The organism is Nocardioides sp. W7, assembly GCF_022919075.1.
Lineage (GTDB): Bacteria > Actinomycetota > Actinomycetes > Propionibacteriales > Nocardioidaceae > Nocardioides.
On record NZ_CP095078.1, the window covers coordinates 1,363,671 to 1,378,515 of the forward strand.

The 14,845-nt window shown below is 70.3% G+C and carries 16 protein-coding genes and 1 tRNA gene; 10 read left to right on the forward strand and 7 right to left on the reverse strand.

Annotation, left to right across the window (positions count from 1 at the left end; all coding sequences use genetic code 11):
- The first annotated feature begins 67 nt into the window (after positions 1 to 67).
- On the forward strand, positions 68 to 2,782 hold the full coding sequence (topA, locus tag MUB56_RS06465) for a type I DNA topoisomerase (RefSeq protein ID WP_244931084.1): 2,715 nt from the start codon (positions 68 to 70) through the stop codon (positions 2,780 to 2,782).
- 51 nt (positions 2,783 to 2,833) lie between these two features.
- Positions 2,834 to 3,175 carry a hypothetical protein gene (locus MUB56_RS06470; protein ID WP_244931085.1) on the forward strand — a complete coding sequence of 114 codons (342 nt, stop codon included), beginning with the start codon at positions 2,834 to 2,836 and terminating at the stop codon, positions 3,173 to 3,175.
- A gap of 9 nt (positions 3,176 to 3,184) precedes the next feature.
- On the opposite strand, the gene MUB56_RS06475 is transcribed toward MUB56_RS06470, so the two are convergent.
- Complete coding sequence (locus tag MUB56_RS06475) at positions 3,185 to 3,769, reverse strand: hypothetical protein (protein ID WP_244931086.1); 585 nt, start codon at positions 3,767 to 3,769, stop codon at positions 3,185 to 3,187.
- Positions 3,753 to 4,274, reverse strand: a complete 522-nt coding sequence (locus tag MUB56_RS06480; RefSeq protein ID WP_244931087.1) for a SigE family RNA polymerase sigma factor — start codon at positions 4,272 to 4,274, stop codon at positions 3,753 to 3,755. The genes MUB56_RS06475 and MUB56_RS06480 overlap by 17 nt, the downstream gene beginning before the upstream one ends.
- A 168-nt stretch (positions 4,275 to 4,442) precedes the next feature.
- Between MUB56_RS06480 and tmk the strand changes: the two genes are divergently transcribed.
- From tmk to MUB56_RS06495, 3 genes are read left to right on the forward strand one after another with little or no spacing between them, the layout of a single operon-like run.
- The gene (gene tmk, locus MUB56_RS06485; protein ID WP_244931088.1) at positions 4,443 to 5,096 is read left to right on the forward strand and encodes a dTMP kinase; all 654 of its coding nucleotides are present in this window, start codon (positions 4,443 to 4,445) and stop codon (positions 5,094 to 5,096) included.
- A complete protein-coding gene (locus MUB56_RS06490; protein WP_244931089.1) occupies positions 5,093 to 6,313 on the forward strand; it encodes a DNA polymerase III subunit delta' in 1,221 nt (406 codons plus the stop codon). Before tmk ends, MUB56_RS06490 begins: the two co-directional genes overlap by 4 nt.
- The gene (locus MUB56_RS06495; protein WP_244931090.1) at positions 6,310 to 7,875 is read left to right on the forward strand and encodes an alpha/beta hydrolase; all 1,566 of its coding nucleotides are present in this window, start codon (positions 6,310 to 6,312) and stop codon (positions 7,873 to 7,875) included. The genes MUB56_RS06490 and MUB56_RS06495 overlap by 4 nt, the downstream gene beginning before the upstream one ends.
- A gap of 15 nt (positions 7,876 to 7,890) precedes the next feature.
- Here the strand turns inward: MUB56_RS06495 and MUB56_RS06500 are convergent, their stop codons facing one another.
- Positions 7,891 to 8,808: a LysR family transcriptional regulator gene (locus MUB56_RS06500; RefSeq protein ID WP_244931091.1), complete on the reverse strand. Its 918-nt coding sequence runs from the start codon at positions 8,806 to 8,808 to the stop codon at positions 7,891 to 7,893.
- Between the two features lie 105 nt (positions 8,809 to 8,913).
- Between MUB56_RS06500 and MUB56_RS06505 the strand changes: the two genes are divergently transcribed.
- The gene (locus MUB56_RS06505; protein ID WP_244931092.1) at positions 8,914 to 9,132 is read left to right on the forward strand and encodes a hypothetical protein; all 219 of its coding nucleotides are present in this window, start codon (positions 8,914 to 8,916) and stop codon (positions 9,130 to 9,132) included.
- A gap of 73 nt (positions 9,133 to 9,205) precedes the next feature.
- Positions 9,206 to 9,281, forward strand: a tRNA-Thr gene (locus MUB56_RS06510).
- Between the two features lie 232 nt (positions 9,282 to 9,513).
- Here the strand turns inward: MUB56_RS06510 and MUB56_RS06515 are convergent.
- Positions 9,514 to 9,795: a hypothetical protein gene (locus tag MUB56_RS06515; RefSeq protein ID WP_244931093.1), complete on the reverse strand. Its 282-nt coding sequence runs from the start codon at positions 9,793 to 9,795 to the stop codon at positions 9,514 to 9,516.
- Positions 9,796 to 10,022: 227 nt separating this feature from the next.
- On the opposite strand from MUB56_RS06515, the gene MUB56_RS06520 reads away from it, so the two are divergent.
- The 3 genes from MUB56_RS06520 (at position 10,023) to MUB56_RS06530 (ending at position 12,711) form a co-directional block, all read left to right on the forward strand.
- A complete protein-coding gene (locus MUB56_RS06520; protein ID WP_244931094.1) occupies positions 10,023 to 10,250 on the forward strand; it encodes a hypothetical protein in 228 nt (75 codons plus the stop codon).
- 1,028 nt (positions 10,251 to 11,278) lie between these two features.
- Positions 11,279 to 11,932, forward strand: a complete 654-nt coding sequence (locus MUB56_RS06525) for a hypothetical protein (RefSeq protein ID WP_244931095.1) — start codon at positions 11,279 to 11,281, stop codon at positions 11,930 to 11,932.
- On the forward strand, positions 11,929 to 12,711 hold the full coding sequence (locus MUB56_RS06530; protein WP_244931096.1) for a hypothetical protein: 783 nt from the start codon (positions 11,929 to 11,931) through the stop codon (positions 12,709 to 12,711). The genes MUB56_RS06525 and MUB56_RS06530 overlap by 4 nt, the downstream gene beginning before the upstream one ends.
- 68 nt (positions 12,712 to 12,779) lie before the next feature.
- Here the strand turns inward: MUB56_RS06530 and MUB56_RS06535 are convergent, their stop codons facing one another.
- The 3 genes from MUB56_RS06535 to MUB56_RS06545 all read right to left on the reverse strand — a co-directional run bounded on the left by MUB56_RS06535 (position 12,780) and on the right by MUB56_RS06545 (position 14,622).
- On the reverse strand, positions 12,780 to 13,823 hold the full coding sequence (locus MUB56_RS06535) for a tyrosine-type recombinase/integrase (protein WP_244931097.1): 1,044 nt from the start codon (positions 13,821 to 13,823) through the stop codon (positions 12,780 to 12,782).
- Between the two features lie 3 nt (positions 13,824 to 13,826).
- Complete coding sequence (locus MUB56_RS06540; protein ID WP_244931098.1) at positions 13,827 to 14,069, reverse strand: helix-turn-helix domain-containing protein; 243 nt, start codon at positions 14,067 to 14,069, stop codon at positions 13,827 to 13,829.
- Positions 14,070 to 14,451: 382 nt separating this feature from the next.
- Positions 14,452 to 14,622 carry a hypothetical protein gene (locus MUB56_RS06545; protein WP_244931099.1) on the reverse strand — a complete coding sequence of 57 codons (171 nt, stop codon included), beginning with the start codon at positions 14,620 to 14,622 and terminating at the stop codon, positions 14,452 to 14,454.
- Positions 14,623 to 14,845: the final 223 nt, after the last annotated feature.

Genomic DNA, 14,845 nt, shown 5'->3' on the forward strand with positions numbered 1-14,845 from the left:
GCGCTACCGTGACTGGCCGTGAGCCCCCCACGGTGGGGATCCGAGGACGTACGAGGAAAGAGCAGCAGTGGCACACAAGTTGGTGATCGTCGAGTCTCCGGCGAAGGCCCGCACCATCGGCGGGTACCTCGGTCCGGGGTACGTCGTCGAGTCCTCCATCGGCCACATCCGGGATCTTCCGCAGAGCGCGGCGGAGACCCCGGCCAAGATCAAGGACAAGCCCTGGGGTCGCCTCGGGGTCGACGTCGACCACGGCTTCGAGCCCTACTACGTCGTCCCGCGCGACAAGAAGTCCCACATCGCCAAGCTCAAGTCGCTGCTCAAGGACGCCGACGAGCTCTACCTCGCCACCGATGAGGACCGCGAGGGCGAGGCGATCGCCTGGCACCTCCTCGACGAGCTGAAGCCCAAGAAGGACGTCCCGGTCCACCGGATGGTCTTCCACGAGATCACCAAGCCCGCGATCCTCGCCGCGGTCGAGAACCCGCGCCAGATCAACGACGACCTCGTCGAGGCCCAGGAGGCACGCCGGATCCTGGACCGCCTCTACGGCTACGAGGTCTCCCCGGTGCTGTGGAAGAAGGTCATGTCCGGCCTCTCCGCCGGCCGCGTGCAGTCGGTCGCGACCCGGCTGGTGGTCGACAAGGAGCGCGAGCGGATGAAGTTCCGGCTCGCGTCGTACTGGGACCTCGAGGGCACCTTCGACGCCGGCAGCAAGCACGAGCAGCGGATGTTCCCCGCCAAGCTGCACTCCGTCGACGCCGTGCGCGTGGCCCGCGGCTCCGACTTCGGCCAGGACGGCCAGCTCAAGGCCGGCGCGAACGTCGTCCACCTCGACCGGACCCGCGCCGAGGCGCTGGTCGCGGGTCTGCAGGACACGACGTACGACGTCCGCTCCGTGGAGTCCAAGCCCTACCGTCGCTCGCCGTACGCGCCGTTCCGCACGACCACGCTGCAGCAGGAGGCCGGCCGCAAGCTCGGCATGAGCGCCTCGGTGGCGATGTCGGTCGCGCAGCGGCTGTACGAGAACGGCTTCATCACCTACATGCGTACCGACTCCACCACCCTCTCCGACGCCGCCGTCGGGGCGGCGCGGGCGCAGGTGCGTGAGCTGTACGGCGCCGAGTACGTCCCCGACAGCCCCCGGGTCTACGCCTCCAAGGTGAAGAACGCCCAGGAGGCGCACGAGGCGATCCGTCCCGCCGGCGACACCTTCCGGACCCCGGCGCAGACCGGGCTGAAGGGCGACCAGTTCCGGCTCTACGAGCTGATCTGGATGCGCACCGTCGCGTCGCAGATGAAGGACGCGGTCGGCAACTCCGTCACGATCCGCCTCGGCGGCGCGGCGAGCAGCGGCGAGGACGTCGTCTTCTCCGCCAGCGGTCGCGTGATCACCTTCCACGGCTTCCTCAAGGCGTACGTCGAGGGCACCGACGACGCCGCCGACGCCAAGGACGACGCCCAGACCCGGCTGCCGAACCTCAGCGAGGGCGACTCCGTCTCCGCGGCGACCGTGTCCGCGTCGGGCCACGAGACGAAGCCGCCGGCGCGCTACACCGAGGCCACCCTGATCAAGGAGCTGGAGGAGCGCGAGATCGGCCGCCCCTCGACGTACGCCTCGATCATCGGCACGATCCTCAACCGCGGCTACGTCTACAAGAAGGGCACGGCTCTGGTGCCGGCCTGGCTGGCGTTCTCGGTGACCCGGCTGCTGGAGGAGCACTTCCCGCGGCAGATCTCGTACGAGTTCACCGCCGAGATGGAGGACATCCTCGACGAGATCGCGGCGGGTCGTAAGGACCGCAACACCGAGCTCGGCGAGTTCTACTTCGGCTCCGGTGACATCGAGGGGCTCAAGAAGCTCGTCGACGAGCTGGGCGAGATCGACGCGCGCGAGCTGGCGACGTTCCCGATCGGCGGTCCCGAGTCCGGCATCAACCTGCGGGTCGGCCGCTACGGCCCGTACCTGGAGGGCCCGGACGACGAGGGCAACCCGATCGGCAAGCGGGCCAACGTCCCGGACGACCTGCCGCCCGACGAGCTGACCCTCGAGAAGGCGACCGAGCTGTTCGCCAACCCCGCGGGCGAGGAGATCGAGCTCGGCGTGCACCCCGAGTCCGGCCTGCACGTGGTCGCGAAGAACGGCCGCTTCGGTCCGTACGTCACCGAGGTGCTGCCCGAGGATGCCCCCAAGTCGGCGAAGCCGCGGACCGGCTCGCTGTTCAAGTCGATGACGCTCGACACGGTCTCGCTCGAGGACGCCGTCAAGCTGCTCTCGCTGCCCCGGGTGGTCGGCGTCGCCGAGGACGGCGAGGAGATCACCGCCCAGAACGGCCGCTACGGGCCGTACCTGAAGAAGGGCACGGACTCCCGGTCGCTGACCAGCGAGGACCAGCTGCTCACCATCGGCCTCGACGAGGCGCTGAAGATCTACGCCCAGCCCAAGCAGCGCGGCCGGGCCGCGGCCGCCCCGCCGCTCAAGGAGCTCGGCAACGACCCGGTCTCCGGGCAGCCCGTGGTCGTGAAGGCGGGCCGGTTCGGTGAGTACGTCACCGACGGCGAGTTCAACGCCACCCTCCGCAAGGAGGACACCGTCGAGTCGATCACCCTCGAGCGGGCCGCCGAGCTCCTCGAGGAGCGGCGCGCCAAGGGTCCGGCGAAGAAGGCGGCCAAGAAGGGCGCGAAGAAGGCGCCGGCCAAGAAGGCGACGGCGAAGAAGGCGACCACCAAGAAGACCGCCGCGAAGAAGACGACGAAGAAGGCTGCGGCCAAGAAGAGCTGAGGCGGACCGCCGGGGAGGAACCTCCCCGGCGACCCGTCCGTTGGCGCTGGCATGGACGTGCGTGCGGTGGGTCGGGGCCTGGTCGTGCTGGCGGTCCTGGGGTGGATCGTGATCGCGACCCTGGTCGGGATCGGCACCTTCGGCAACGCGTACTGCGTCGGCACCAGCGGCGAGCCCTACTGGATGGACTGGGCCCGCGGCCACCGGGTGTGCGGGATCGGCGGGCCCGACCTCTACCGGGGGGTGATGTACCTCGGCGGGGTCGTGGCCCTCGCGGCTGCGGTGCAGGCCGGGTGGCTGACCGGCCGACGGTTCTGGCTGCGCTGCGCGGCCGCGGTGCTCACGCCGTTCGTGGCGTACGGCGTCCTGCGGGTCGTCGTCGCCCTCGGATGATCGGGGTGCTCAGCTCCCCGTCTCGCTCGTGAGCAGCGCGCCGAGCTCGTCCGCCGAGACCCCGGGGCTGACCACTGCCGTCCACTTCGGGCCCTTCGGTGTGGTGGCCCGCAGGTAGAGCGCGCCGTCACCGGAGCGTCGGTCGGTCCCGATCCACGCACGCTCAGGAGGTGTTCCGGGGAGGTCCAACGGCCGGGCGCCGTCCGGCAGCGATCCCGGCCGGAAGACGTGCAGCGTCATGGGGGCCTGGTCGGCCGGGCGCTGGTAGGCGACCGTGAAGCCGGCGACCTGGAACCTCTCGGTGACCAGCTCGAGCGGCGGCGCCGGGATCGATGGCGACGCAGCGGTGGTGTCCGCGGGGACCGGAGGCGTGCTGCTCGGCGGGTCGGCGACCGGGGCCACCGCGGCCTGGGGGCCGCCGACCACGACGGCGACCGTTGCGGCCGCGGCCGCAACGGGCAGCGCGAGCCAGCCGCGCGAGGCCCAGGCCGGGGTACGGCGCACGGTGGGTGCCAGGCCGTCGTACAGCAGGGTGTCGGTGGCGTCCTGGAAGGCTCCGCGCAGGTCGCGGGTCAGGTCATCGTCGGTCAGCATCGGCGTTCTCCCTGGTGGTGGCGGTGGTGGGGACGAGCGCGGACCGGAGCCGGTCCAGCGCGCGGGCGGTCTGTGACTTGACGGTTCCCTCGGAGCAGCCGAGGGCGGCGGCGGTCTCGGCGACGCTGAGGTCGTCGAAGTAGCGCAGCACCAGCACCGCCCGCTGCCCGGTGGGCAGCTGCCGGGCCGCCCGGAGCAGCTGGTCGCGGTCGGCGACGCCGTCGGTCACCGGGACCGCGACATCCATCTCCAGCGGCGCCTCGCCGGGTCGCCGGCGCAGGTCGCGCCACCGGTCCTTGGCGAGGTTCACCAGGACCCGGCGGGTGTACGGCGCCGGGTCCTGGCGCGCCGTGGACCACCGGCGGGCGGTCCGCAGCAGCGCCGTCTGCACCAGGTCCTCGGCGTGCCCGCGGTCGCCGGTCAGCAGGTACGCCGTGCGCAGCAGCCGGTCGGAGGTCTCGCGCACGAACGCGTCGAAGGCCAGCTGGTCGGCTCGACTGATCACGTGGGGTTCCGTCTCGTCACGCCCCCCAGAACTCCGGGACACCGGTCGAGGTTGTCACGCACCGGCCGGATTCCGCTTCGGCTTTCGGGCACCGTGCGCCCCCGCGCGCCCCGGCGTACGGCCCGACCCGTCTTGGCCGGTGTCGGCGACCCCCCGTAGGTTCACTGCGTGAGCTCCCCGGGTGTGTACGCCGACACCGGCGTCTTCGTGTGCTTCGAGGGTGGCGAGGGCTCCGGCAAGTCCACCCAGTCCCGGCGGCTCCGCGAGGCGCTGGAGGCCGCGGGCCGCACGGTCCTGCTGACGTTCGAGCCCGGCGACACCCCGGTGGGCCGCACCCTGCGCGAGATCGTGCTCAGCCCCGAGACCGGTGAGCTCTCCGACCGCACCGAGTCGCTGCTCTACGCCGCCGACAAGGCCGAGCACGTCGACACCGTGGTGTGGCCGGCGCTCCGGCGCGGCGAGGTGGTCGTCACCGACCGCTACGTCGACTCCGCGCTGGCCTACCAGGGGGCGGGCCGCGCGCTCGTCGTCGCCGAGGTCGAGGGGGTCATGCGGTGGGCCACCGGCGACCTGCGACCCCACGTGACGGTCCTCCTCGACCTCGAGCCCGACACCGGCCTGGGCCGGTTCGAGGGCCGCGACCGGATCGAGGGCGAGTCGCGGGAGTTCCACCAGCGGGTGCGCGCGGCATTCCTGCGGATGGCGGCCGCCGACCCCGATCACTACCTCGTGGTCGACGCCCGGCTGCCGGTCGAGGAGATCGCCGCGCTGGTGCTCGACCGGGTCCGGCCGCTGCTCGATCGCGCCGCGGTGGCCCCGTGAGCGTCTGGGACGACCTGGTCGGCCAGCACCGCGCGGCCGAGGCCCTGCGGGAGGCCGCGGCGGGGCACGGCATGAGTCACGCCTGGCTCTTCACCGGTCCGCCCGGCTCGGGCCGTTCGAACGCCGCGGTCGCGTTCGCGGCCGCGCTGCAGTGCGAGCGGGGACGCGACAGCGGACCCGCTGATGGTGGTCGAGCGAGCGTCCCGGGTGTCGAGACCAGCGGGAGCGCCGAGGTCGGCTGCGGCGTGTGCCACGCCTGCCACACCGTCCTCGCCGGCTCGCACGCCGACGTCAAGCGGGTCAGCACCGAAGGCCTCTCGCTCGGCGTCGACTTCATCCGCGACCTGGTCCGGGCCTCCGCCCTCACCCCGGTCGGCCGCGGCTGGCAGGTGATCATCGTCGAGGACGCCGACCGGCTCACCGAGCGCGCGGTCAACGCCCTGCTCAAGGCGATCGAGGAGCCGGCCGTGCGGACCGTGTGGATGCTGTGCACCCCGACGGTCGAGGACGTGCTGCCGACGATCCGCTCCCGGTGCCGACTGGTCACGCTCACCACGCCGTCCGCGGCCGACGTCGCGGCGTTCCTGGTCCGGGCCGACGGCGTCTCGGACGCGCTGGCGTCGTACGCCGCCCGCGCCAGCCAGGGTCACATCGGCCGGGCCCGCGCGCTGGCCCGCGACGAGGGGACGCGCAACCGGCGTCGCGAGGTCGTCTCGATCCCCGTCGGCCTGACCAGCCTGGGGCGGTCCATGAAGGCCGCGCAGCGCCTCGCCGAGGTCACCAAGGAGGAGGCCGACCTCGTCACCGGCGAGCTCGACGCGCGCGAGAAGGTCGACCTGGACTCGGCGTACGGCGTCGTCGAGCGTGGCCGCCGGCCGCGGGAGTACGCCCCGGCCCTCGCCCACCTGCTCAAGGAGCAGAAGTCCCGGGCCAAGCGGCGCCACCTCGACGTCGTCGACCGCAGCCTGATGGACCTGGTGTCGGTCTACCGCGACGCGGTCGCGCTCGCGACCGGGGCGCCCGGTGAGCTGGTCAACGCCGAGATCCGCGCCGACGTCGAGAAGATCGCGGCCGGCTCCACCCCCGAGCTCAACCTGCGCCGGATCGGCTGGATCTTCGAGGCCCGCGAGCAGATGCTGGAGTTCAACGTGCAGCCCGCCCTCGCGCTGGAGTCGATGATGGTCGCCCTGCAGGCGCCGGACGGGGCGTCCGCATGATGAGCCCGCGCACGGTCCGGGTCGTCGTCCTGGTGCTGGTGGTGGTGCTCTGCCTCGGCGGTCTCAGTGCGGCGGTGGTCGGCCTCGCCAGCGGCGGCGACAGCCGCAGCGACCTCCCGGTGCGGGCGAACCCGCCCACGCCGCCCCCACCGGGCGCGACGGACCCGCCGGAGCCGGCGCTGGCGTCGTACTACTCCCAGCGGCTGCGCTGGGAGAGCTGCCGCGACCGCTTCGAGTGCTCGACCCTCACCGTCCCGCTCGACTACGCCGAGCCCGCGGGCGAGACGATCGACCTGGCGCTGCTCCGGGCCCCGGCCGGTGACCCGGACGGCCGGGTCGGCTCGCTGGTGGTCAACCCGGGTGGCCCCGGTGCGCCCGGCACGGACTACGCGGCCAGCGGCCAGTTCGGGAAGCGGCTCGCCGCCGGCTTCGACATCGTCGGCTTCGACCCGCGCGGCACCGGTCAGAGCTCGCCCGTCGACTGCCTCTCCGACACCGACCTGGACGCCTACCTCGCGGCCGACCCCTCGCCCGACGACCCGGCGGAGGTCGACGCGCTGGTCGCCGCGACCAGCGGGCTGCAGCGCGGCTGCAGCGAGCGGTCGGGAGAGCTGGCCGGCCACCTCTCCACCGTCGAGGCGGCCCGTGACCTCGACGTACTCCGCGCGGCGCTGGGCGAGCCGGGGCTGCTCTACCTCGGGGCGTCGTACGGCACCTTCCTCGGGGCGACCTACGCCGAGCTCTTCCCGGCCAGGGTCGGACGCCTGGTCCTCGACGGCGCGGTCGACCCGAGCATCGACCGGCGGCAGCAGGCGCTCGCCCAGGCGGAGGGCTTCGAGACGGCGCTGCGCTCCTACGTCACCGACTGCGTCGACCGGGGTGACTGCTTCCTGGGCGACACCGTCGAGGCCGGCCTGGCCCGGATCGCCTCGTTCCTGGAGGAGGTCGACGCGGAGCCGCTGCCCTTGGACGACGGGCGGGAGCTGACGGAGGGGCTGGCGCTCCTCGGGGTGGTCCAGCCGCTCTACGTTCGCGACTTCTGGACGCTGCTCGACCGCGGCCTCGAGACCGCCTTCGACGGCGACGGCACCGTGCTCGCCCTGCTCGCCGACGCGTACTCCTCGCGGTCCTCGGACGGCACCTTCCTCGACAACAGCACCGAGGCGAACGTCTCGATCAACTGCCTCGACGACCCGTCGTCGACCCCGGTCGAGCAGGTCGAGGCCGAGCTGCCGGCCTTCGAGCAGGCGGCGCCGACCCTGGCGACGAGCTTCGTGTGGGGTCTGGTGGGCTGCGTCGGCTTCGAGCCGCGCGCGGTCGAGGCCCCGCCCACCATCCGCGCCGAGGGCGCGGCGCCGATCGTCGTCGTCGGCACCACCCGCGACCCGGCCACGCCGTACTCCTGGGCGCTCGCGCTGGCCGAGCAGCTCGAGTCGGGTGTGCTGGTCAGCCGCGACGGCGACGGCCACACGGGCTACGGCTCCGACAACGCCTGCGTCGACGCCGCGGTCGAGGACTACCTCGTCGATGCGACGGTGCCGGCGGACGGGCTGGAGTGCTGATCGCCTCCGACTCCGTCAGACCGGCTCCGTGAGCGCCTGGATGCGCTTGGTGGCCAGGTCGATCATCAGCTGAGCGGCAGGGGAGAGGGTCGCCCCGGAGCGGTGCACGATGGCGAAGGTGTCGTACTGGCGCGGGCGCAGGCTGACCCAACCGGCACCGGGGGCCAGCCGCGGGACGAGCTGCGTGGCCGCGCCCATGGGGACGACGGAGTCGGCGTACCCCATCCCGACCAGCTCGACCGCGGTCTCGATGTCCTCGACCTCGATCCGGGTCTGCGGGTTGTGGCCGGTCTCGTGCAGCATCTGGCGCAGCGTGAGCCGCGTGCTGTCGACCGCGCGGTACGTCGTCTCCGGCATCACCAGTGACGCCCGGGAGAGTCGATGGGCCGTGACCGGGCTGGCCACGTGCGTGGGGTCCGCGCTGAGGTAGACGAGCTCCTCGCGGGCCACGGGGGTCACGGTGAGTCCCTCGCTGGCCACCGTCGAGAGTGCGAGCATCGCCGCCTCCAGATAGCCCCGGCGCAGGTCGTCGGCGACCTCGGTGGAGTTCTGGCCGACCAGCTCGACGCGGACCCCCGGGTAGCGGGTGAGCACGTCGGCGATCAGGCCGGCGCCGGCGTACAGCCGGGCGATGCCGAACATCCCGAACCGGATGGTCCCGGTCTCGAGCGACTTCACCGCCTGGGCCGCCCGGCGGGTCTCCTCCGCGGCGGCGAGGGTGCGCTCGGCGTGCGGGCGCAGGGTGTCGGCGACCGTGGTGGGTACGACGCCGCGCCCGACCCGTCGGAACAGCTGGACGCCGAGGGACTTCTCGAGGGTCCGGATCTGCTCGGAGACGCTCGGCTGGGAGTAGCCGAGCTCCTCGGCGGCGCGGGTGAGCGAGCCGTGCTCGTAGGTCGCGAGGAAGCAGGTCAGCTGGTGCAGCGAAAGCATAGGGAGATCCTATGGCTTCCGCAGGAAAGCGAGGCTACCCCTATGAGTTGGAGCGTCGGAGAATGGTGGTGTCATCCCGCCCTGACCCCTGAAGGAGGTCCCTCGATGTTCGCCCACCACTGCACGTCGTGCACCCAGCGCCAGCTGATCTTCCCGAGCCAGGTGACCTCGCTCGTGAACACCGACCACGGCATCATCGTCGCCTTCACCTGCTGGTGCGGCGCCGACCAGACGCTGCTCACCGGCAGCCGGGCCGGCACCACCGCCGAGGCCCCCGCTGGCGCGACCGTCGCCGCCCGCGAGGACGCGGTCGCCGCCGCCTGACCCCGGATTTTCGCGAGGCGGATCGCTCTCCGTATACTTCCCCGGGTTGTCCGGACCTGGTGTCCGGCAACACGCCGCCTTAGCTCAGTCGGTAGAGCGAGTCACTCGTAATGACTAGGTCGTCAGTTCGATTCTGACAGGCGGCTCCACGTCAACATCCCTGACCTGCGGAAACGCGGATCGGGGATGTTGGCGTTCGGGGCCGAAATCGCCGGATTGACACGTTTGCGACACGTTTCAGATCGTTGCGGCTCGTCGAGACCCGCTCTGACGTGCAGCTTTGCGCGTCTCGGGCGGGTCGCCGGTGCCACGGTAGTGCGGGCCTCCGGGACTCGGGGCGGGCTCCCGCCGACGACGTTGTCGTGCTCCTGCCGTGCGCACTCACCACGATCGGGGCGCTCCGAGGTCCCACCAATCGATCGGCGGTTCCTCCCGCAGGTGGAATGCGACGTTGCCGACGTTGCCGACGTTGCAGAACTTCCAGAGCTCCTTCGCGGCACGCGAGTACTGGAACAGGACCTGGTCGACCTCGAACGCGTCAAGCTCGCCGGCGCGGAACCGATCGGTGGCGTCGGCTACGTGCGCGACGAGCTCGGCGAGTCGAGCCCGGTGGTAGGCGCTCACCGCGTCGCGTGCTTGTCGCCGGTCTGACTTTCGGGACACGGTTTGAGGCTATTCCGAAGCGTGCGGACGTCAACGGGGCAGCGCGCTCAGCCCGGCATGGGGCGTCGGAGGCGATCAAGGTGGCAGGATCGTCGGCGTGACCGACTCCCTCCTTGCGGCGCTGATGGAGGAGCAACTGGAGTCGGTCGTGTTCGTCCGGGACTACTTGCAACTCGACTTCGCGAACGCACGATTGAGCGCCTACGTCTGGCCCACGGTGAGCATTGGTGACGTCAGCCGTGGTCTGGGGGGACCCGGGCTACCGCGACGCGCTGTGCGCCCTCATCTCTCACGAAGTCATCGAGACTGAGGAGTCGCCGGCGGCCGGACTGGTGATCCGCCTTGGCCTGGGAGAAGTCGCCATCCACCCGGAGCCAACCGAGTTGAGTGGACCCGAGATCGCGATGTTGCAGGTCCACGCAGATGCCTTCCAAGACGCTTCGTTGGCTGTCTGACGGCCCGGCGAAGATGTCTTTGCCAGCCGTGGTTGGTCCTGACCGCTACGTCCGCTCACAGGCACGCCTACGCCTTGTCGGCAGCAGAGAGTGCGGTTCTTTACGTCACTGACTCGACGTGGAAGTACCCAACGACAGTCGGTCCCTCCGTCACGACGATCACGTCGCCCGCCTCCACGTCATGTGGATAGCAGTAGTCGTCGACGAGCCAGCCTGCGTCGGCGGCGGATCGCCACGCACCTGGTGTGGCCGAACGAACCACCAGCGATGCCAACCCAGTGCTGACCGTCAGTGGCGGTACGAAGCCGTTTGCCGAGTAGTCGCGTTCAGCGACTGGCTCCGGCGGCCCGCCGTGACGACCGCCCTGATCTTAAGCGGCTGGTGGCAAACCCTCGGACTATCACCCGTTCGGCCTCGCTAAGACCGGGTTGGTTGAGCGCGAGCAGCACGTCATCTCGGTGGTCGCGACCTTGCTGAACGGCGGCGAGGTGGCCGCCCACCTGGACGGCAGGCCTGGGCGCGAGCCGCGCCACGCCGGGCACTGGAACCGTCAGACATTCGCGGCCGGCATGGCATGAGCCGGTCTGCGCGCCGCCTGACCACCGACTTCAGGCCCGTCCCCCGCCTGGGAGGCGGGTCCTTCCTGGTGTCGCGCAGCAGCAGACGTGCGGTCGTCGCGCGTAGACGCATGAACGAGATGAGATAGACGCGTTGTGTACAACGGGTTCGCGTCTAATCTGAACCGTTGACCACAAACACCCAGGTCACACGCAGGGTTCCTGCCCCTCGCACACACCCGTCGGGTGGAAGTAGACCGCATTCGCAAGACGTACATCTGAGCATCTGGCGACGTCGCGCAGGCGCGTTGGGTGATCAAGTGCCATCTAACCTGGCAATACTTCGTAGCCAGGTGAACGTGGCGGGATGTCCCTTGAGATGTGAATGAGATGCCCGTGACGCGATTCGTTGCGATGTCCACGTTCCGGGAGTACTCTTCGGTTCACATTCAAGCGACGGAAGGGTACGTAGTGGACGCGAGCAAGGTCCTGAAGGAGGCATGGGAGGCGGTCCAGGGCGCCAACCTGCCGGAAGAAGTCCACGAGGTTGCGTTCCGGGAAGCTGTGCGGCTGCTGTCGCCGCCGCCGCCGCCCGTTGCCGGACCGGCAGCTCCGATCCGCCCCAACGGCGGTAACGGCCAGGCGCCGAAGTCCGACTCGGCGGGTAACGGCAGTGGCAGCACGAAGGACAGCGGCGCCACCGGCGGTAGCGGCGGCGACATCACCGTGAGCGAGGACGACCTCTTGAGCAAGGTGGCTGCCGGCACTGGCACGTCACAGGAGAAGTTGGAGAGCCTGGTCCACCTTGACGACGGCGTGCTGAAGCTCAGCCTGCCCGGCATCAAGTTGGGCAAGAACAATGCAGACAAGACGCGGGCGATCGCGCAGGTGCTCAGCATCGTGCGCGCCTTCGGCCTGGACGAGGACGGCACGAGCGTCGAGTCAGTGCGCGTGGAGGCGCAGCGCCTCAAGTGCTACGACGGACCGAACTTCACGAAGCAGTTGGCCAGGCTGACGCCGGGCTATGTCATCACTGGGGGCGGCGCGAATAAGCGGGTGCGCGCCAAGGCTGGTGGCATCGCGTCGTTCCCGGCGCTGGTCGACCAGTTGGTCGGCGACTCGTGAGTTCAGCGCTCGATCCCGCGCAGACCCTGGGAAACCTGCCCCAGGGTCTGCGTGACGAGTTGCTGGCGGAGTACACCAAGATCACGAAGAACTTCGCACGGGGTGAGTGGGGATCAGCCGAGTTGTACGGCGGTCGCTTCTGCGAGGTCGTCTACTCGATCCTGAAAGGCCATGTGGACGGGTCGTTTCCGACCTCAGCGTCGAAGCCAGCGAACTTCCCGCAGAAGTGCCGCGACCTGGAGCAGCAGGCCGACAAGGCCACGTTCCCGCAGTCGGTTCGGATCGGGATTCCTCGCCTGCTGATCGGGCTTTACGAGTTTCGCAACAACCGCGACAGCGGGCACGTTGGTGGCGAGGTGGATGCGAACCACATGGACGCCACCTACGTCCTGCATGCCGCGCAGTGGGTCATGGCTGAGTTGGTTCGACTCTTCCACACAACCGACGTGGCAACGGCCACCGCAACCGTCGACGCTTTGGTCGAGCGGACGTTGCCCCTCATCTGGGAGGTCAACGGCCGGCGTCGCATCATGGATCCGACGATGCGCTTGGCGGACAAGACGCTGTTGCTGCTGTACGGCTCCGCCGGCGGCATGACTGACGCGGACCTGGCCGCCGACATCAAGCACGGTCGGCTTCGTGACTACAAGAAGACGTTGCGGACCCTCGACGACCAAGTGCTGGTGGAGTACAACGAGCAGAGTGGGCTGGTGGTCATCTCTCCGAAGGGAGAGGCGGACGTCGAGGACCGTCTGCTGCCAGCTTTGGTCCTGGACTAGCCCCGAGCGCACTCCGTTGCCCGCGTCATAGTGGGCAGTTAGCCGCAGGTTGGACTCCCGCCGCGTGGCTAGTCGTCCGCTGCCAGGAGCCGGTCCAATGTGGCGCGAAGGTCGGGTGCGGTGGCGCGACGACCGACGTAGTGCCGAAAGGTGATCGACGGGTCCCGGTGTTCGAGCTGATCGCGAGCGGCGTCCAAAGAGATCTCGTGCGCGATGAGGGTGCCGACCGTCCGGCGCAGGGTATGGAAGGTCGTGCCGGCGATGGCGAGATCGAGCTCGCTGGGCGGTTCCTCGACCCGAGTGAGCGCCGTCCGGAGACGGGTGCGCAGGTTCGAGGGGTGCAGCCAGTTGCCGGTGCGGGCACGGAAGACCGGTGTCTCGCCGTCGGCGGGTAGGAGTGCGAGCCGTTGTCGGAGCATCTTGACGACTGCGTCAGGGAGGATCAGCGTCCGGTCCTCTCGGGTCTTGGTCCAGTCCTGGCGGTGGAGCGTGGTGACGTAGCCGGCGCGGGGGTTGACGATGGTGCCGCCGACGTGGAGGAGCGGCAGCGGCCCGTCGAGATCGACGTCGCAGCGGCGGGTGGCGAGGGCTTCGCCCTCCCGGCAGCCGGTGCCGAGGATGAGGTCGACGAGGTCTTCGAGGTCGGCGTTGGGCATGCGCTGGTCGGGGATGCGGATCGTGTCGCGTCGTACTCGGCGGCGTAGGTGGTTGGCCTGTTCGACGGTGAGGAACTTGACCTCGCGGACGTGGACCTGACCGAGGGCGGGGATGACGACCTGGCGGATCTCGTTGGCGTAGATGGCCAGCGTCTGCGGTGCGAGTGGTCCTTCGGATCGGCTCTTGCCGTGCTCGGCGCGGTGGGCGATCCAGATCTCGGCCAGCGCTTCCAGCGTGGTGTCGCGCCGGATGCCTTGGGTGCCCGGGTCGGAGCGAGCGGCGAGGTTGCGTTGCAGCAGGCGGGTCGCGGCTCCCTTCGTGTCGGCGAGGGCGCGAACGGAGCTTATGCGGCCGTCGGCGTTGCGTACTTGGGCTCGGGCGAGCCACCGCCCGTCCGGCTGACGGGCGGTGGCGATCGAGCTGTGCTCGCCGCGGGGGATGCGGTTCTGAGGCAATGCTCAGGTCTCCATCCAGGCGGCGGCCTCGTCGTCCTTGCGGCGCAGCCACTCCTCGACGGCCGAGCGGCGGTACCGGACGTGCCGGCCGATGTGCAGGCACGTCGGTCCTTGGCGCTCGGTTCGCCAGCGCTTCAGGCTGCCGACGGGTACGCCGCCGAGCATCTGCGACACCTGCTCGGGCGAGAGCAGGGGGTCGTTGGCCTCGCGCTCCGGTTGCAGGTCGCGAGTGAACTGGTCGGTCATGTTTCCTCCACGGGTCGGGTCATCCGGTCGTGCTGGGCCGAGGTCGTCGTGGATCGCTGCGACCTGCCCGGCATCCTCCAGAAGCAACACGTGCTCCCGCGGAATGGCCAGCGTGGCGATGGTGAGCGGGCGCGGACCCGGTGGTGAGCGTTCACCACTGCGGTGGGGAGACCCCGTGGTGACGGCGATCCTGTGGAAACGTCCGGTCGATATCCCCAGATACGCACCGGGTCCCGCGTCGAGGACGTAGCAGCGACATCACTGAGGACATGCCGAGCTCGTCGTCAGCACCTGATCGTTGTCCTCGCTGTGATGATCCGATCCCTCCGTATCAAGGAGGGAGACCGCGGACGTGGTGCTCTCACCGGTGCCGGCGTGCCGCCTACGAGGAGCGGCGGGCGGCGGCGAACGGTGCGATCGCGGTCAAGATCGTGGAGTCCTCCCAGCGCCCCCACGATCTCGACGCGTGCGTCGCCGCGGTCGTCGGCTCGTCGACGGCCTGTCGGCGCGTGCTGGATGCCCTGGCGTCGGCCGCTGCGCGGGGCGAGCTCACGTCGGATCCACGCTGGGAGCCCACGCTGCGCTCTCTTCTTCGTCTCCTCGACGGGCTGGATCGGACGCGTTCGCGGCGCTGATCCCGTCGTCGGTGAGCGGCCTCGGGGCGGCGTCAGGGCTTTCGTACGGGCGACTCACCACTCCTGAGGTGCATGAGGTGTGATGGCTGGCGGCTTCATCGCTGGGGGACGGGACTCGGGCGGTGAGGTCGACGCGGCAGA

What these genes read in the sequence shown, in the direction of transcription:
- MUB56_RS06470 (WP_244931085.1), top strand. Translation starts at nt 2,834, where the DNA reads ATGGACGTGCGTGCGGTGGGTCGGGGCCTGGTCGTGCTGGCGGTCCTG.
- MUB56_RS06475 (WP_244931086.1), bottom strand. Translation starts at nt 3,769, where the DNA reads ATGCTGACCGACGATGACCTGACCCGCGACCTGCGCGGAGCCTTCCAG.
- MUB56_RS06495 (WP_244931090.1), top strand. Translation starts at nt 6,310, where the DNA reads ATGATGAGCCCGCGCACGGTCCGGGTCGTCGTCCTGGTGCTGGTGGTG.
- MUB56_RS06500 (WP_244931091.1), bottom strand. Translation starts at nt 8,808, where the DNA reads ATGCTTTCGCTGCACCAGCTGACCTGCTTCCTCGCGACCTACGAGCAC.
- MUB56_RS06505 (WP_244931092.1), top strand. Translation starts at nt 8,914, where the DNA reads ATGTTCGCCCACCACTGCACGTCGTGCACCCAGCGCCAGCTGATCTTC.
- MUB56_RS06540 (WP_244931098.1), bottom strand. Translation starts at nt 14,069, where the DNA reads ATGACCGACCAGTTCACTCGCGACCTGCAACCGGAGCGCGAGGCCAAC.